The sequence below is a fragment of the Yersinia sp. 2540 StPb PI genome (assembly GCF_052217165.1).
Lineage (GTDB): Bacteria > Pseudomonadota > Gammaproteobacteria > Enterobacterales > Enterobacteriaceae > Yersinia > Yersinia enterocolitica_E.
On sequence record NZ_JAZGQC010000001.1, the window covers coordinates 3308026 to 3322308 of the forward strand.

A 14283-nucleotide genomic window follows, 5' to 3' on the forward strand; every position below is an offset into this window, starting at 1 on the left:
ATGATATTACTTGTTTTCGGCCAAAGAATGAATACAGAATAATTGCAAATTCATATCTATATTGTTTGACAGATATTATTTTTATCATCATTTCGACTATGTACATAAAATCGCTGACATATCAATTAACGACATGATAAAAAAGAAAAGTTTTTTTAAGAGTTTTCTTGGCATTACACTGCTATTCATGCAAACGGTAATTGCTGACATCCCGAAACTTATTTTTACCTGAAAAAGCACAACATATTGATACCACACAGGATCGGCTATTTCAGTTCTAATTTTGCGGCATAGGAATTATTCTTAGTTTTGTTTATTTATTGTTTATCTCTTATTCACGCTCAAAATGAGTGATTTTTGACACAAAATTACTCATTCAGAAATGATATGATTTTTATGAACAAAACTCACTTAATTAAGATAATACTTACATCGTCAGAGGAAGCATCATCCAGACATACCTATCCCCTGCCCGCCTTCGACCACATTTTGCGCCACGAACTAAAGATTAAGCACATGTTATCAAAGCTGACCATCAGTTTATGATATAATGCTATAACTGTTTAATAATGCCGCGAATGTTCACTGCGATACTGGGTTAACCCACATCACTTTGTTCACAGGTAAGCTATCACTTCAGGAAAAAAAATGAGTAATCCAGACTTTACCACTTCTGCTGACCCAGAAACTTTAGCGAATGAAGTTGCATGTTTGAAAGCAACATTGACTCTATTGCTAAAAGCGATCGGCCAAGCCGATGCTGGGAAAGTAATCTTAAATATCGAACGTTCCATTGCCGGTATCGAAGACACTGCTCAAGCTGAAGTTTTCACCAATACTCTGGCACAAATCAAGAACGGCTATCGTCAATAGCTTATCAAGATAGAGAGTCTTATTTTGCTCCGCTGCCATATATAGGAATTTCTTTGTTTTTCATTGAAATATATTCTATTGGCAGCTTTTTTAAATTTTTCGGGATAGCGATGGGACTGTTACTTAAAGCACTGATCGGCGCCATAGTTGTGGTATTGATTGGGCTATTATCGAAGACGCGCAATTACTATATTGCTGGTTTAATCCCGTTATTCCCTACTTTCGCCCTCATCGCACACTATATTGTCGGCCATGAGCGCAATATTGAAGCACTGCGCGTAACAATTATATTCGGTTTATGGGCTATCATTCCCTACTTTATCTATTTGATATCGCTTTATTTTTTAATTGACTATTTACGCCTACCACTCGCATTGACCGCGGCTGTTTTATGCTGGGCCATCGCTGCCTGGATACTTATAGCTGCCTGGAACCAATGGCATAGTTAACGAAAACCATACCATTATCAGCGCAATAGTAATAAAACAAGCGCATGAATAGCCAACAGCGCCACAGAGAAGGTGAGATTCAAATTACTGATAGACTTAGATCTGGCTTCATCAGAAGGTATATCACTTACTTGAATTTTTCTGACGCTGTAAACCCAGTACCCACCGAGCACCACAAAAAGCAAGGCCAGAGACACCGCCAAGAGTGGAGATCCCCAGACTAAGTACTCACTTAATCCTGCAATAGCAAACCAAAGAATGACAAAGACCATAATTAACCACCTAAAGTTTTGATAGTCCGAGCTTAGCACACTCCTTAAAAACCATTAAGACCCACTTACAAGAAAAAAAGGAATGCAGAAAACATAAAATATCAGTCTAAAAACATCATAAACAGCAGAATTGAAGTTAATAAATAGTTAATTTAAAAAAAGAACCGTATTGAACATCCACAATTAAATAGCATAAGATAAAGCGATAACTAAATTATAAGCCAAATCATCTTTGATTTTATCTAAAAAATGATAAATTCAGCTCAAAAAGCAACATTACCCTGTGTTTTGTACATTCAAATAAAATGCTTAAAAAATCAAATTAAGTAGTTTTATTACATCAAGAATTCATTTTATTTGCCGTTATACATTGCACCTTTATTTAATATACGTAATGTTCATGAAAAAGTTCTCCGACCTATCCATTTTGACAAAGTTACTCTCAGGCTTTTCGGTTGTTATTGTCATGATGTTATTGCTAGGTGCTGTGGCACTATCACAGTTAAGCAGTAATAACGCCAGGCTGGAAGCCTATCGCGACAGTTGGTTACCGGGTGTTCGCTATGCATTAGAGATGCGAGGCGTTTTAGCCGAATTGCGCCTGCAGCAGGTTCAGTATATCGCCTCATCGACAGAAAAAGAGCGCGAAGGACACCGTCTGGAGATATTACAGGCCGTAGACAACTTTCGTGCCGCGCAAGATAGATTTCTGAAATTACCCGAAGGTTACAATCACTCCGAACTATTCAAGAGAATAATGTCAGATTTTGACCACTTTTCTCAGGCAAACAGTTTCGTTATTGATGCAGTTAATAATAATCAATTAGCTGAGGCCACTAAAATTAGTGGTGATACATCAAGAAAATATCGCACACAGTTGATGAAAGACCTCGCTGAATTAGTCGTACTGGAAGTTCAAGGTGGAGAACAAGCTGCAACGGATGGTCAACAAAGTTTTAATACTGCCAAAAATGTACTTATCGCTTTATTGCTCTTTGCTGTTTTCATTTCTGCACTGCTTGCTGTCATGATTGCCCGCAACTTTTCTCGTTTATTGGGAGGGGAACCGGCCTACGCTGTGGCTATTATGGGCCATATCGCCGCCGGAAACTTATCCACTGAAATAAAACTTCGCCCAGGTGATAATAATAGCTTACTTGCTTCTCTGAATATCATGAACCGGCAGTTGAAGAAAACGATTAATGAGATCATGCATGGGAGTGAATCAATTTCTGTTGCGTCGAATCAGATTGCTCAGGGTAATGCTGACTTATCACAACGTACCGAGGAACAAGCATCCTCTCTGATTCAAACCTCAGCAAATATGCAGGAACTCACCCAAACCGTACGTCAGAATGCGGAGAATGCCCGGCAGGCAAGTGAGTTGGCGGTTAATACAGCAGCAACCGCCACAGAAGGCGGAATTATTGTTGATGAAATGCTACTTCGTATGCAAGAAATCACCAAAAGCTCGAGGAAGATCGTCGATATTATTGCTGTTATTGAAAGCATTGCCTTCCAAACCAATATATTAGCGTTAAATGCTGCAGTTGAGGCCGCCCGAGCGGGCACCGAAGGTAAGGGATTTGCCGTTGTCGCAAGCGAAGTACGCACTTTGGCACAGAAAAGTGCAAATGCAGCCAAAGAGATAAAGCAATTAATTGTTGGTACGGTTGAGAAAATTAATGCGGGTTCAGAACGCGCTGACCATGCCAGTCAAGCGATGGGCGAGATCGTCGACTCGGTGGGGAAAGTTGCTCATATCGTTGGCGAGATATCGACGGCATCACACGAGCAACACATTGGTATTCAAGAGATCGGTATCGCTGTAGAACAGATGGATCAAGTTACGCAACAAAATGCTGCATTGGTTGAACAAGCTGCCGCCGCCGCACAATCATTAACAGAACAAGGCGCGGAGTTGCGCCAGATTATCCGTTTCTTTCAAGTTAATCAGCCATCATTAAGCTAAGGAAATAATGACTAAGCGCTAAGTCGTGTAAATCATAGCAACTTAGCGCCTAGCTCAAGATAATATTGCATCTCTCTGAAGAACATATTCATTATACGGGTTACAGAAGTTCTTTCTGTACCCAAAGGCTAATACTCCCGCCATTAACAGGAAATGTCGCCCCACCATCTTCATCTGTAGTAATAATATCCTGACGATTACCTAAGTAATCAGCAAACTCTTTATTTTCAAAACCTCCACCAAGAACGATTGTTTTTTCACTTTCTGCGCCATTCGAAAGAATCACCACACAACCGGGTGCCTCCGCCGTGCCAGCACGAACAAAAGCAATACAGTTTTTATCATCAAAATAATCGGTTTGTGCGCCATGAGCGAAGCGTTGCCTGGCTTGAATTAGCCTCTCCAATTCAGCAACAACCGGCATCTCTATCTGATAAGTCCCCCCATCTTCACCGTTATCTTCATAATTGGCACCAAAAAGATCGGGGTAAAAAACACAGGGAATACCTTGTTCTCGTATTAAGATCAACGCGTAAGCCAAAGGTTTAAACCAAGGTTCTACCGGTGCTTCCAGAGCCTGAAGTGGCTGAGTATCGTGATTGGCCACCAACGTAATGGTATGTAACGGGTCAACTTCAATTAATGAGCCATTGAATATTTGCGTTAAGTCAAAATCTTCGCCCTGTTTCGATGCTTCGTGAAACTTGTGATGTAAAGCAACGTCGAACAACATTACATTGCCTTCTACCCGTGCCAGATATTGTTGTAATTTTTCGATATCAGGGGACCAATACTCCGCAATAATCAGTAAATCATGTTCTGTTTCATTTTGTATATATTCTATCCATGCTTTAAAAAACCATGCCGGGATATGTTTTACTGCATCCAATCTAAAACCATCAATTGATAGTGACTCCAGTAACCATTTTCCCCAATATTTTAACTCATCCATAACGGCAGGATTACGGAAATCAATATCCGCCCCCATCAGATAGTCGAAATTACCTAACTCATCATCAACCTCTGTATTCCATCCCTCATTGCTATAATCGTTTACTATCTTAAAAACCCCCTCATCTGAGGGTTCTTCAATATAATCAACACCGGTAAAACACTGTTTATCCCAAACAAAGGATGAATAAGTTTTATTGCGGCCAGGAAACGTAAAACGGGTATAGGCAAGGGCGTCGATAATATCATCGTCCATTTCAGTCCGGTTATCAGGATTAACTTTACGGACACTGACCTGTTCTTTTTCATCCGCCCCCATCTTGTGATTGAATACAACGTCAAAAAGAACTTTTATGCCATTCTCCTTCAATCGGTTAATCGCATTCTGTAATCCTTCTTTGTCGCCATATTTAGTCGACTGAGTCCCCTTCTGATCAAACTCCCCCAGATCAAACAAATCATAGGTGTCATATCCTACAGAATATCCTCCTGAGGCACCTTTATATGCGGGGGGAAGCCAAACGATATTAATTCCAAGTTGGCTAATATGTGCGGCTTGATCTGAGACCTCCTGCCATAATTTACCGCCATCAGGATAGTACCAATGGAAAAACTGGAAGATTGTGGGATTATTCATAGGCTTGATAACTCCATTTAACCGTACATCTCACAGTATGGCCCACTTTATAAAAGTTGGATTGGCAATAAGGTAATAGACTGTGTATTCGTTTTAATAGTGAGTTAATGTAAGGTCGGCCAGCATTAGAAAGAGGTAATTTAAATGAAAATAGTGGATATCCCCTTCGGTATCACCGATTGGTCAGAAATAGAAACAACTGAGCATAAGGGGGAACAAGGGGTTGCCTACTGGCGAACACAACTTTTTGGTCGTGTTAGAGTCCGTATGGTTGAGTACAGTGCTGGATACAAAGCTGACCATTGGTGTTCTAAAGGGCATATATTGCTGTGCCTTGAAGGTGAACTAAGCACTGAATTAGACGATGGGCGAAGCTTTATATTGAAGGCAGGTATGAGTTATCAGGTTGCCGATGGCGCCGAAGCACATCGTTCATCTACAATCTCAGGGGCCAGACTTTTTATTGTCGACTGATCACGTTTTTCGAAGATATCTATGAGTCCTTTATATTCAGCTAGCAGCCAGTCCTCGGCTGTTAGCTGAAATAAACGTTGTTACTGCCCTTCAGGTAATGAATCAACGGGGTTATCCGGGTATAAAACCCGAATACGTCGTCTGACAATCTCGACCTGAAATGCTGCCATGACTGCAATCATGATCAGGATTTCACCAAACCCGCCTTGTTCCGTTGGTTGATTATAAAGATATTGCAGTGTCCCTATAATCCATTTAGAACCAACCAATAGCAGAAATAAAGTTATCGTCAGTGGTGTTCCCTTGCAAAAAATACGTCCATCAGGTTCACGCCAAATCTCTATAAGGCGACCTTGCAAAACACCGACAACAATACTAAATAAAACTCCGCTACCTAAAACTACCCAGGAAGTCATCGTAGCGGGCATATATGTTCCACCGACTACCAGGCCGACCATCCCGTAAACCCAGGCCCATTTAAAACGGGCGGGGCCTAAAGACACCTCGTGGCTGACCGACTGGCGGTACAATGCAAAAAGTGTTAGCACCAGAATAATCAGTATTTGTACGGGAGTCATCGCTATCTCCTTCAAGAGAAGCATCTAATCAGGGATAAAGTGCCTTAATCTGGCATAGTGGCTACCTGCTCTCGCAGTATATTCACGCTTTATCAGTCTTTGGCAACACCAAACAGAAGGTGACCCTTCCCGAACGGTTAACGAAGTCCGTCAACACGTACTGTATAAAGTTTAGGCTATTTCTCAATAAATAACAGAATCCGCATAATATTAATTTATTCCGCACTCCATATTAAATAGTTTTAACTATCCGTTATTACATCTCAATTTCGCTTTAGCTAATCTCAGTCATTTGTATTTATAACAAAGGAATAACATTTGGCGGATCCTCTGATATATTCAATATCTTTTCATTAGTGCTAAACTGCCGATGCTTTTTATTCAGGAGTAAAAAGTTAATTTAAAGGAGAAGAGAAATGACTCAGAATATTTATGATAATCAGGCATTTTTTTCAGGGTATGCACAACTTCCCCGTTCAGTTGACGGATTGGCTGGCGCGCCAGAATGGGAAGCCATTCGCCAGATGCTGCCGTCGCTATCAGGAAGTAAAGTTGTAGATCTGGGTTGTGGCTATGGCTGGTTTTGTCGCTACGCATGCTCGCAAGGTGCCAGCGAAGTTTTAGGGTTGGATGTTTCAACGCGAATGTTAAACCGTGCTAAAGAGATGACCACTGACGAAAACATTATTTACCGTCAGGAAGACCTGGAACATTTGCATCTACCACCACAACTGTTCCAATTAGCCTATAGCTCACTCACATTGCATTATATAAAAGCACTGCCAGCACTGTTTGCCACGATTTATCAAGCACTAACTCCTGGGGGCAGTTTTGTTTTTTCCGCAGAACACCCTATCTTTACCGCAGCAAAGCAACCTGGTTGGTTAATTGCCGATAATGGGCAAAAATCCTGGCCGGTGAACAGTTATCAGGCGGAAGGGGAACGTATAACAAACTGGTTGGCAGAAGGCGTTATCAAGCAGCATCGGACATTAGGGACTTATATTAATTTTTTGATAAAACAAGGTTTTATAATTACACATATCGAAGAATGGGGACCAACAACACAGCAAATTATAGATTATCCTGCATTGGATGAAGAGAAAGAACGCCCTATGCTATTTTTACTTTCTGCGAAGAAACCTGAATAGAAATCGGGATGGTTTTTATTAAAAATTCCTGCATCAACTCGTGACTCTTGGGGAGGTTTACTCCCCCAGCGCCTGTTTGATATTGACTCGGCGAGCCTAAAAACCACTAACTCATTATAAAACCCCTTAATAGGGTTAAATGACCTATAGTATAAATTAAATGCAACGCTGTATGGGATCCATTATGTCTAATAAAAATCACGAAGAAACAACAGTTAATGAAGGTTTGGCTAAAATTCATGAAGCTTCAGAACAACTTACCGAAGAGCAAATTGAACAGTTGGCTGAAGAAGCCAAAGCCGCAGCCAGAGATAATGTACAAAAGCATACACACGACTAATCAACAAAATGGGGGATGTATATGAATACTGTGCCGCCAGATGGATTACCAATATACCGGCTGATTACCGGACCAGATGATTCATCATTTTGTCACCGAGTGTCTGATCAATTGAAGCTTGGCTATGTATTATACGGCTCACCGTCAATCGCTTATGACCCAGAGAAAAAGACGATAATTGCAGCACAAGCGATCATTTGGCCCGGGAATTGAGCCTGATGGTAATAAAAGCTACCCGAGCCACAGTTGGTAATTTGTGATACGGGTGAATAGATTCTTGGATTGAGTTTTACGTTTGTAAAATGTCATCTCACTGATGAGAAAATAATTAATTTTCAATGCGTTAAATTTATTTTTGATGTTGTTTTGTAGCCACACCCAGTAGTCCTTGATCACTACTGCTAATCTTTGTTAGCGACACTTCGCGCTAAGTGGATAAGACAAGTAACAGGAGACGATGAATATGCAAGCTCCCCCGATACCTCAAGATGAGGCTAAGAGAATTGCTACATTACGCTCTTATAATATTCTCGATACCTCTCCCGAAGAACGCTTTGATCGTATCACCCGCTTAGCTAAACGTTTATTTAATGTGCCAATCGCGCTTATATCTATCGTCGACGTAAACCGGCAATGGTTTAAATCACATCCCGGACTGGAAACCAGCGAAACCCCCAGGGATATATCTTTTTGTGGTCATGCGATTTTAGGTGACGATATCCTTTTGGTACCCAATGCCCTTAACGACCTTCGTTTTAGTGACAACCCACTTGTTACCGACGATCCTGGCATTCGTTTTTATGCGGGTTGTCCGCTGGTTGTTCCCAATGGCAGTAAACTTGGCACACTCTGTATTATCGATCTTAAACCGCGCTCTTTAGATGAATACGACCAACAACTTTTATGTGACTTAGCGAAAATGGCTGAGCAAGAAATTGCTGCCGTTCAATTAGCAACTATTGACGAACTAACACAGTTAACCAACCGTCGAGGCTTTGAAATTCTGGCTCAGCATGCATTGACATTTTGCTCGCATAATAATATTCCTGCCACCTTGATTTTCTTTGATCTAAATGATTTTAAAGAAATAAATGACAGTTATGGTCATGCTGAAGGTGATAAGGCATTAGTGACTTTCGCTGAGGAGTTGCAGCTTTTCTTTCGTGACACAGATGTTGTCGCCCGATTGGGGGGGGACGAATTTGTCACATTACTCACGGCATCAGGTTGTAGTGATATGCCAGCAATATTAAGCCGCTTTAAGAATGCATTAGAATTACGCAATAGCCAGGAATTGCGTGGTTATAATATTAATTTTAGCGTGGGGTACGCTAATTGCGATTTAGAGAAAGATACACCGATTAATGAACTACTCGCCGCCGCCGATTCATCCATGTACACGCATAAATTAGAGCTACGCACTAAAAAAATCCCTTTTTCTAAGAGTTAATGTCATGTGTTATTACACTTCTCAAAGCAGCAATAAGTCGTCGTGTTAATAATTAATCAAATCAAAACTAAATGCCTAAACAATAAATCTGCCAGGAGAGATATACCCGATATGCTCCTAAATGGTGCAAACTCCCTAAATAGGGGCGCTAACTTAGTTATCCATAATAAAAATAAACTATTTTTCAATAAGTTAGATATGGCGCAAATATTGCTTAATTAAAGACCATAACAGCAAGGAGGAAGAAATGAGAACAATGTCCGTGTACTACTTACAATATACTGTATTTCTGCTACTGGTTGCTGGAACCATCAATTTTATTTTTCAGTAACCGCTAAAAGAGTCTCGCTAATGCGCGGCTCTTTTGTTTTATCTCGGGTAAAAAGTACAATAAATTGTCGTGTTAATACGCAAAAAAATAATTGTTTGACTCACTGATCCTCACCCTACATGGCTGCCATACAGCCATCGCGTCTCGACATTTAGCCTAAAATCGAAAGAATACTCTCAGGAAAGGTACTATCAAACGTTTGAGCGATTTCCGCTTTCGACCACCATAGGTATTTACTGTTCACAGACCTCTCATATCACGGCCCCTGGATATTATGGAAAATTGAGATTTTTATTGTGCAATGTTAGTGAGTAAAGCATTACGATTATCACAACTACGGAGAAAATAAAACTATTCAGCGCAAGTCTATAATCATAATTGATGTTTATTCAACTTTATTTACTCAATTAACATTCGGGTTTTAACGTGTTTTACCCATATTCCTGGTTAAGATATACATAAAAAAGTCAATTATTTAAATCGAGACTCACTATTTATATATCATAAGAAATAGGCTGAAAGAGGATATTGAGATGCTAATAAGGTTTGTTCGTCGTTAACCCATCAATTTAATCCAGCATATGAAATAAACAGATGGAATATTAAATACTGCCGATACGAATATGGCACAAAAATATAAATAAGATATATGAAATGTAGTGTAACTTATTGATTTTGTTGGTGGGTCGTGCAGGGTTCGAACCTGCGACCAATTGATTAAGAGTCAACTGCTCTACCAACTGAGCTAACGACCCAACGGCGATAATTATTCTCCTGTTAGCCTTGGCTGTCAAACATTTCATCGGATTTTTCTGTTTATACTGTTTATATCCCTCTCTGGAGATTAATTATTCATCTGTTCTTTACGATTATTGTTAGTTATGTGACTTCATGTTGTAATTCCAGCTGCTGTGATGAACTTAACAAAATTCAGTGTGTGAAATATAAACACTGGAAAACGAGGCGTATTGTGCAATTATTGTTGCGAAGATATTAAATAATTCGCAAATTGTACTTAAAACATAGCAAAAAACAGACAGACAGACAGACAGACAGACAGGTTAAGACCAAAGAGCCAACATAGAGCTCAACAACTTCACAAATACAGGAAGAGGGAATGGGAAAGATGGTAGACCAATCCAAGATAGTGGCAGAACAGTTGCCGGAACCTGAAGAGCATCTTCAACGAAGCCTCTCCAACCGCCATATCCAGCTAATTGCTATTGGCGGGGCTATAGGTACCGGATTGTTTATGGGATCGGGTAAAACCATCAGCCTTGCCGGGCCGTCGATTATTTTCGTTTATATGATAATCGGTTTTATGCTGTTTTTCGTGATGCGGGCCATGGGTGAGCTGCTGCTATCGAATCTGAAATATAAATCATTTAGTGATTTCGCCGCCGACTTACTCGGTCCTTGGGCTGGTTTTTTCACCGGCTGGACCTACTGGTTTTGTTGGGTCATCACCGGGATCGCTGATGTGGTTGCCATCACGGCTTACGCCCAATTTTGGTTCCCCGGTTTCTCCCAGTGGGTTGCCTCACTGCTAGTGGTTTTACTGTTGCTATCACTGAATTTGGCCACGGTAAAAATGTTCGGGGAAATGGAGTTCTGGTTTGCCATGATTAAAATTGTGGCAATTGTGGCACTGATCTTTGCCGGCTTAACCATGGTGTTAATGAGTTATCAGTCCCCTTCGGGTACCACCGCATCATTTACCCATTTATGGAATGATGGTGGGATGTTCCCGAAAGGAATCAGTGGATTCTTTGCGGGCTTCCAGATAGCCGTTTTTGCTTTTGTCGGTATTGAGTTAGTTGGGACCACCGCTGCTGAAACCAAAGATCCTGAAGTGGTATTACCACGTGCTATTAACTCCATCCCTATCCGCATCATCATGTTCTATGTTTTCTCATTGATTATGATTATGTCAGTGACACCATGGAGTTCAGTAGTTGCCGATAAAAGCCCGTTTGTTGAGTTATTCGTTCTGGTCGGGTTACCTGCCGCAGCGAGTGTGATCAACTTTGTGGTCCTAACCTCGGCGGCTTCGTCAGCTAACAGTGGCGTGTTTTCCACCAGCCGTATGTTGTTCGGTTTGGCAAAAGAAGGTGATGCACCAAAGCAATTTGGTAAGCTGTCGCGCCGTTCCGTCCCCGCATCCGGCCTGACATTCTCTTGTATCTGTTTGCTAGGTGGTGTGGTTCTCATTTACCTAATCCCGAACGTAATGACGGTGTTTACACTGGTCACCACAGTTTCAGCGATTCTGTTTATGTTCGTCTGGACCATCATCCTTTGCTCTTACCTGGTGTATCGCAAAAGACGCCCGGCATTACATAAGAAATCCATCTATAAAATGCCCGCTGGTATTTTCATGTCGTGGGTATGTATGGCGTTCTTTGCCTTTGTCCTGGTGCTGTTAACCTTGGAAAGTGATACCCGCCAAGCCCTGATAGTGACGCCGCTGTGGTTTGTCATTCTGACCATTGGTTATCTCATCTTGAAGAAGCGCAGAAGCTACTTGTACGACAACCGTAATCAGTAAGGCGTCATCATCACCTATAGCGGTTGTTTTATTATCATCACCTTACTCCCCTGCACGGGAGTAAGGTTTTTATACAGATATACTTAGGCTGCCGTGATTGCTTCGCGTAATCGGCGTGGCGTTAAGCCAAAATGCCGCTGAAAACGTGAAGTAAAACGGGATGGTGAAATATAACCGTGCTGTGCAGCGATCTCGCCAATCGAAAGTGATGTGGTTTGTAATGCATTTAATGCACACCCCATACGAACCTCTTCCAGAATCACGCGAAAACTGCGATCTTCTTGCATCAGTTTGCGCCGCAAAGTTGAATCCCCAAGATGCAAAGAGTGGGCGACATCACTCACGCTCCAGTTGCGCGCCGGATCGAGCAGTAAAACTTGTTGTACCTGTTCCGCCCATTTATCTCGTCGGTCGATTAATAACGTCCCTGCCTGCCCAGCCAAGTGCAGCGCCAATAAAACCCCCATCGCCGCATGCTGTAAGAGCGCATCTGGCGCATGACACTTCACGTTGAGCAATAAGCTATCCCATGCAAGGCGGGTATGGCTATCCAGAGGAACACATAGCGATGCAGTTGCCACTGGCGTCACCGCCGAGGCACCGTACCAGTGGCGAAACTGGCGTAATAAACTTTGCGGCAGATAGACCATATCAGAACAATAATGCCCCCGGTCCGGGGTATTCGCGATACTGACTTCGATACCGGCAGGAAACAAAATAAGCGACGATTGCCCCGCACTGGCAGCCTGTGCCCCCCATTGCACCAATTTACTGCCCTGACGGACATGGCACAGTGCCGGTGAAAACACGGTGACCCGATGCAACGTATGTGCTTGGCGGGCAACAATTTCAGCGCTGGAGATAGCCATCTGGCTATGATTTATCTGCTGCATACTTCCTGCTCTTGGATTAATAATTAGCGGCCATAAGTGGCAACCAGTTGCGTTTTCGCAATCACATTACTGTTGAGCATAAAACCCACCAATGCACCACTGGCATCACTACTGAGGGGTAATTTATCTGTTTTCAATGCCCACACCGTGAACTGATAGCGATGAGGTTTATCTCCTGCTGGTGGGCAAGCCCCTCCGAATCCCGCATAGCCGAAGTCATTGCGCCCCTGAACAGCACCAACAGGTAAAGTGCTATTTTTGCTCTGCCCAGCATTAGTTGCCAATGAATGAACATCGGCGGGGATATTCACCACCGTCCAATGCCACCAGCCACTCCCCGTCGGGGCATCAGGATCATAAGCGGTAATGGCGAAGCTTTTGGTTCCTGCGGGCGCACCCTGCCATGAAAGCTGTGGCGATTGATTCCCGCCATCACAGCCAAATCCGTTAAAAACCTGCTGGGTTTGTAAGGGTCTACCTTCAGGCATATCGCTACTTTTGACGCTGAAGGTTTGTGCCTGAGCAGATAATGACATTGCGATAATCGCCAGAGACAGTGCTATTTTTTTCATGATGGTTCTCCTGTGAGGTAAGTTAGTAGCTTACGCAAACAGGCTTGTTTACATTGTGCCATAACGCTCTGTTAGTGTGCCAAAAAGCTCAATCAAGAGCGTTAAGGCGTTTTATGACCAAGACGTCACGCCATGTGCAGGATCATCGCGGTAAAATGCTCGCAACTGCGGTTAAATAAGTTGTGATAAGCGTGTCAGAAAGCTGTCGGGAACATGTCATGCTGCTGTCGTGGCAGTGACGAGGGCTTAAGCATAGGTTTGTTGATATCGCTTCAAACCCCATAGGAAAATCAGTATGAACATCTATCGTATTCGTGAATTGCGGTTGGCCCGGGCCTGGTCACAAGAACAGTTGGCTGAACTTTGCAGTCTGAGTGTGCGCACGATTCAACGCATAGAGAATGGTGAACAAGCCAGCCTGGAAACACTGAGTGCTATTGCGGCCGTCATGGATCTGAAAGTCAGTGAGCTGTATTGCCCAAATGTCTCTCAGGAACAGAGCACCCCGTCGCAAGCCGTTGACCAACGCGTCATTGATGCCCGCAAAGCGGTTGAGGATGAAATGTCTTTACTGCGTCAGTTACTGCGGGCGGTTATTCTGTGTGCAGTGCTGTTTGCTATCAATTGGTTTACGTCACCTGGCTATATGTGGGCCTGGTGGGTAGTGCTAGGGCTAAGTATCCCGCTGTGTCTGCGCGCAATAAATCTGTTATTGCTGGGTAATTGGGTCGAGCGCTGGCAGCAAAAACGCCTGCAAAAGAAGTTACGTAATCTGTAACAATATTGCGCTAA

At 42.4% G+C, this 14283-nt stretch carries 15 protein-coding genes and 1 tRNA gene; 10 read left to right on the top strand and 6 right to left on the bottom strand.

Features of this window, described 5'->3' with window-relative positions; translation table 11 throughout:
• Positions 1-648 precede the first annotated feature (648 nt).
• Positions 649-873 carry a DUF2594 family protein gene (locus V1956_RS15125; RefSeq protein ID WP_083159114.1) on the top strand — a complete coding sequence of 75 codons (225 nt, stop codon included), beginning with the start codon at positions 649-651 and terminating at the stop codon, positions 871-873.
• Between the two features lie 110 nt (positions 874-983).
• The gene (locus tag V1956_RS15130; RefSeq protein WP_372559885.1) at positions 984-1322 is read left to right on the top strand and encodes a GlpM family protein; all 339 of its coding nucleotides are present in this window, start codon (positions 984-986) and stop codon (positions 1320-1322) included.
• A gap of 17 nt (positions 1323-1339) precedes the next feature.
• On the opposite strand, the gene V1956_RS15135 is transcribed toward V1956_RS15130, so the two are convergent.
• Entirely contained in the window at positions 1340-1594 is a 255-nt protein-coding gene (locus tag V1956_RS15135) for a hypothetical protein (protein WP_372558765.1), read from the bottom strand.
• 400 nt (positions 1595-1994) lie between these two features.
• Here V1956_RS15135 and V1956_RS15140 point away from each other — a divergent pair, with 400 nt between their 5' ends.
• The gene (locus V1956_RS15140) at positions 1995-3566 is read left to right on the top strand and encodes a methyl-accepting chemotaxis protein (protein ID WP_372558764.1); all 1572 of its coding nucleotides are present in this window, start codon (positions 1995-1997) and stop codon (positions 3564-3566) included.
• A 100-nt stretch (positions 3567-3666) separates the two neighbouring features.
• Here the strand turns inward: V1956_RS15140 and amyA are convergent, their stop codons facing one another.
• Entirely contained in the window at positions 3667-5154 is a 1488-nt protein-coding gene (gene amyA / locus V1956_RS15145) for an alpha-amylase (RefSeq protein WP_420075293.1), read from the bottom strand.
• A 144-nt stretch (positions 5155-5298) separates the two neighbouring features.
• On the opposite strand from amyA, the gene V1956_RS15150 reads away from it, so the two are divergent.
• Complete coding sequence (locus V1956_RS15150) at positions 5299-5628, top strand: DHCW motif cupin fold protein (RefSeq protein WP_083159118.1); 330 nt, start codon at positions 5299-5301, stop codon at positions 5626-5628.
• An 80-nt stretch (positions 5629-5708) separates the two neighbouring features.
• Here the strand turns inward: V1956_RS15150 and V1956_RS15155 are convergent, their stop codons facing one another.
• Positions 5709-6206 carry a hypothetical protein gene (locus V1956_RS15155; protein WP_083159119.1) on the bottom strand — a complete coding sequence of 166 codons (498 nt, stop codon included), beginning with the start codon at positions 6204-6206 and terminating at the stop codon, positions 5709-5711.
• Between the two features lie 416 nt (positions 6207-6622).
• Between V1956_RS15155 and V1956_RS15160 the strand changes: the two genes are divergently transcribed.
• The 4 genes from V1956_RS15160 (at position 6623) to V1956_RS15175 (ending at position 9147) form a co-directional block, all read left to right on the top strand.
• Complete coding sequence (locus V1956_RS15160; protein WP_372558762.1) at positions 6623-7357, top strand: class I SAM-dependent methyltransferase; 735 nt, start codon at positions 6623-6625, stop codon at positions 7355-7357.
• 172 nt (positions 7358-7529) lie between these two features.
• Positions 7530-7697: a hypothetical protein gene (locus tag V1956_RS15165; protein WP_372558761.1), complete on the top strand. Its 168-nt coding sequence runs from the start codon at positions 7530-7532 to the stop codon at positions 7695-7697.
• A gap of 21 nt (positions 7698-7718) precedes the next feature.
• Positions 7719-7910 carry a DUF1737 domain-containing protein gene (locus V1956_RS15170; RefSeq protein WP_442825289.1) on the top strand — a complete coding sequence of 64 codons (192 nt, stop codon included), beginning with the start codon at positions 7719-7721 and terminating at the stop codon, positions 7908-7910.
• A gap of 244 nt (positions 7911-8154) precedes the next feature.
• A complete protein-coding gene (locus V1956_RS15175; RefSeq protein WP_420075291.1) occupies positions 8155-9147 on the top strand; it encodes a sensor domain-containing diguanylate cyclase in 993 nt (330 codons plus the stop codon).
• 1010 nt (positions 9148-10157) lie between these two features.
• On the opposite strand, the gene V1956_RS15180 is transcribed toward V1956_RS15175, so the two are convergent.
• Positions 10158-10233, bottom strand: a tRNA-Lys gene (locus tag V1956_RS15180).
• A 371-nt stretch (positions 10234-10604) separates the two neighbouring features.
• Here V1956_RS15180 and cycA point away from each other — a divergent pair.
• Positions 10605-12026 carry a D-serine/D-alanine/glycine transporter gene (gene cycA, locus V1956_RS15185; RefSeq protein ID WP_193784822.1) on the top strand — a complete coding sequence of 474 codons (1422 nt, stop codon included), beginning with the start codon at positions 10605-10607 and terminating at the stop codon, positions 12024-12026.
• A gap of 83 nt (positions 12027-12109) precedes the next feature.
• On the opposite strand, the gene V1956_RS15190 is transcribed toward cycA, so the two are convergent.
• Both V1956_RS15190 and V1956_RS15195 read right to left on the bottom strand, forming a co-directional pair.
• Positions 12110-12919 (bottom strand): helix-turn-helix transcriptional regulator, encoded by an 810-nt coding sequence (locus V1956_RS15190; RefSeq protein WP_372558758.1) that lies wholly within the window; start codon positions 12917-12919, stop codon positions 12110-12112.
• Between the two features lie 23 nt (positions 12920-12942).
• Entirely contained in the window at positions 12943-13491 is a 549-nt protein-coding gene (locus tag V1956_RS15195; protein ID WP_420074664.1) for a kinase inhibitor, read from the bottom strand.
• Between the two features lie 295 nt (positions 13492-13786).
• Here V1956_RS15195 and V1956_RS15200 point away from each other — a divergent pair, with 295 nt between their 5' ends.
• Positions 13787-14269 carry a helix-turn-helix domain-containing protein gene (locus V1956_RS15200; protein ID WP_372558756.1) on the top strand — a complete coding sequence of 161 codons (483 nt, stop codon included), beginning with the start codon at positions 13787-13789 and terminating at the stop codon, positions 14267-14269.
• Positions 14270-14283: the final 14 nt, after the last annotated feature.

What these genes read in the sequence shown, in the direction of transcription:
- V1956_RS15125 (WP_083159114.1), top strand. Translation starts at nt 649, where the DNA reads ATGAGTAATCCAGACTTTACCACTTCTGCTGACCCAGAAACTTTAGCG.
- V1956_RS15130 (WP_372559885.1), top strand. Translation starts at nt 984, where the DNA reads ATGGGACTGTTACTTAAAGCACTGATCGGCGCCATAGTTGTGGTATTG.
- V1956_RS15135 (WP_372558765.1), bottom strand. Translation starts at nt 1,594, where the DNA reads ATGGTCTTTGTCATTCTTTGGTTTGCTATTGCAGGATTAAGTGAGTAC.
- V1956_RS15140 (WP_372558764.1), top strand. Translation starts at nt 1,995, where the DNA reads ATGAAAAAGTTCTCCGACCTATCCATTTTGACAAAGTTACTCTCAGGC.
- amyA (WP_420075293.1), bottom strand. Translation starts at nt 5,154, where the DNA reads ATGAATAATCCCACAATCTTCCAGTTTTTCCATTGGTACTATCCTGAT.
- V1956_RS15150 (WP_083159118.1), top strand. Translation starts at nt 5,299, where the DNA reads ATGAAAATAGTGGATATCCCCTTCGGTATCACCGATTGGTCAGAAATA.
- V1956_RS15155 (WP_083159119.1), bottom strand. Translation starts at nt 6,206, where the DNA reads ATGACTCCCGTACAAATACTGATTATTCTGGTGCTAACACTTTTTGCA.
- V1956_RS15160 (WP_372558762.1), top strand. Translation starts at nt 6,623, where the DNA reads ATGACTCAGAATATTTATGATAATCAGGCATTTTTTTCAGGGTATGCA.
- V1956_RS15165 (WP_372558761.1), top strand. Translation starts at nt 7,530, where the DNA reads ATGGGATCCATTATGTCTAATAAAAATCACGAAGAAACAACAGTTAAT.
- V1956_RS15170 (WP_442825289.1), top strand. Translation starts at nt 7,719, where the DNA reads ATGAATACTGTGCCGCCAGATGGATTACCAATATACCGGCTGATTACC.
- V1956_RS15175 (WP_420075291.1), top strand. Translation starts at nt 8,155, where the DNA reads ATGAATATGCAAGCTCCCCCGATACCTCAAGATGAGGCTAAGAGAATT.
- cycA (WP_193784822.1), top strand. Translation starts at nt 10,605, where the DNA reads ATGGTAGACCAATCCAAGATAGTGGCAGAACAGTTGCCGGAACCTGAA.
- V1956_RS15190 (WP_372558758.1), bottom strand. Translation starts at nt 12,919, where the DNA reads ATGCAGCAGATAAATCATAGCCAGATGGCTATCTCCAGCGCTGAAATT.
- V1956_RS15195 (WP_420074664.1), bottom strand. Translation starts at nt 13,491, where the DNA reads ATGAAAAAAATAGCACTGTCTCTGGCGATTATCGCAATGTCATTATCT.
- V1956_RS15200 (WP_372558756.1), top strand. Translation starts at nt 13,787, where the DNA reads ATGAACATCTATCGTATTCGTGAATTGCGGTTGGCCCGGGCCTGGTCA.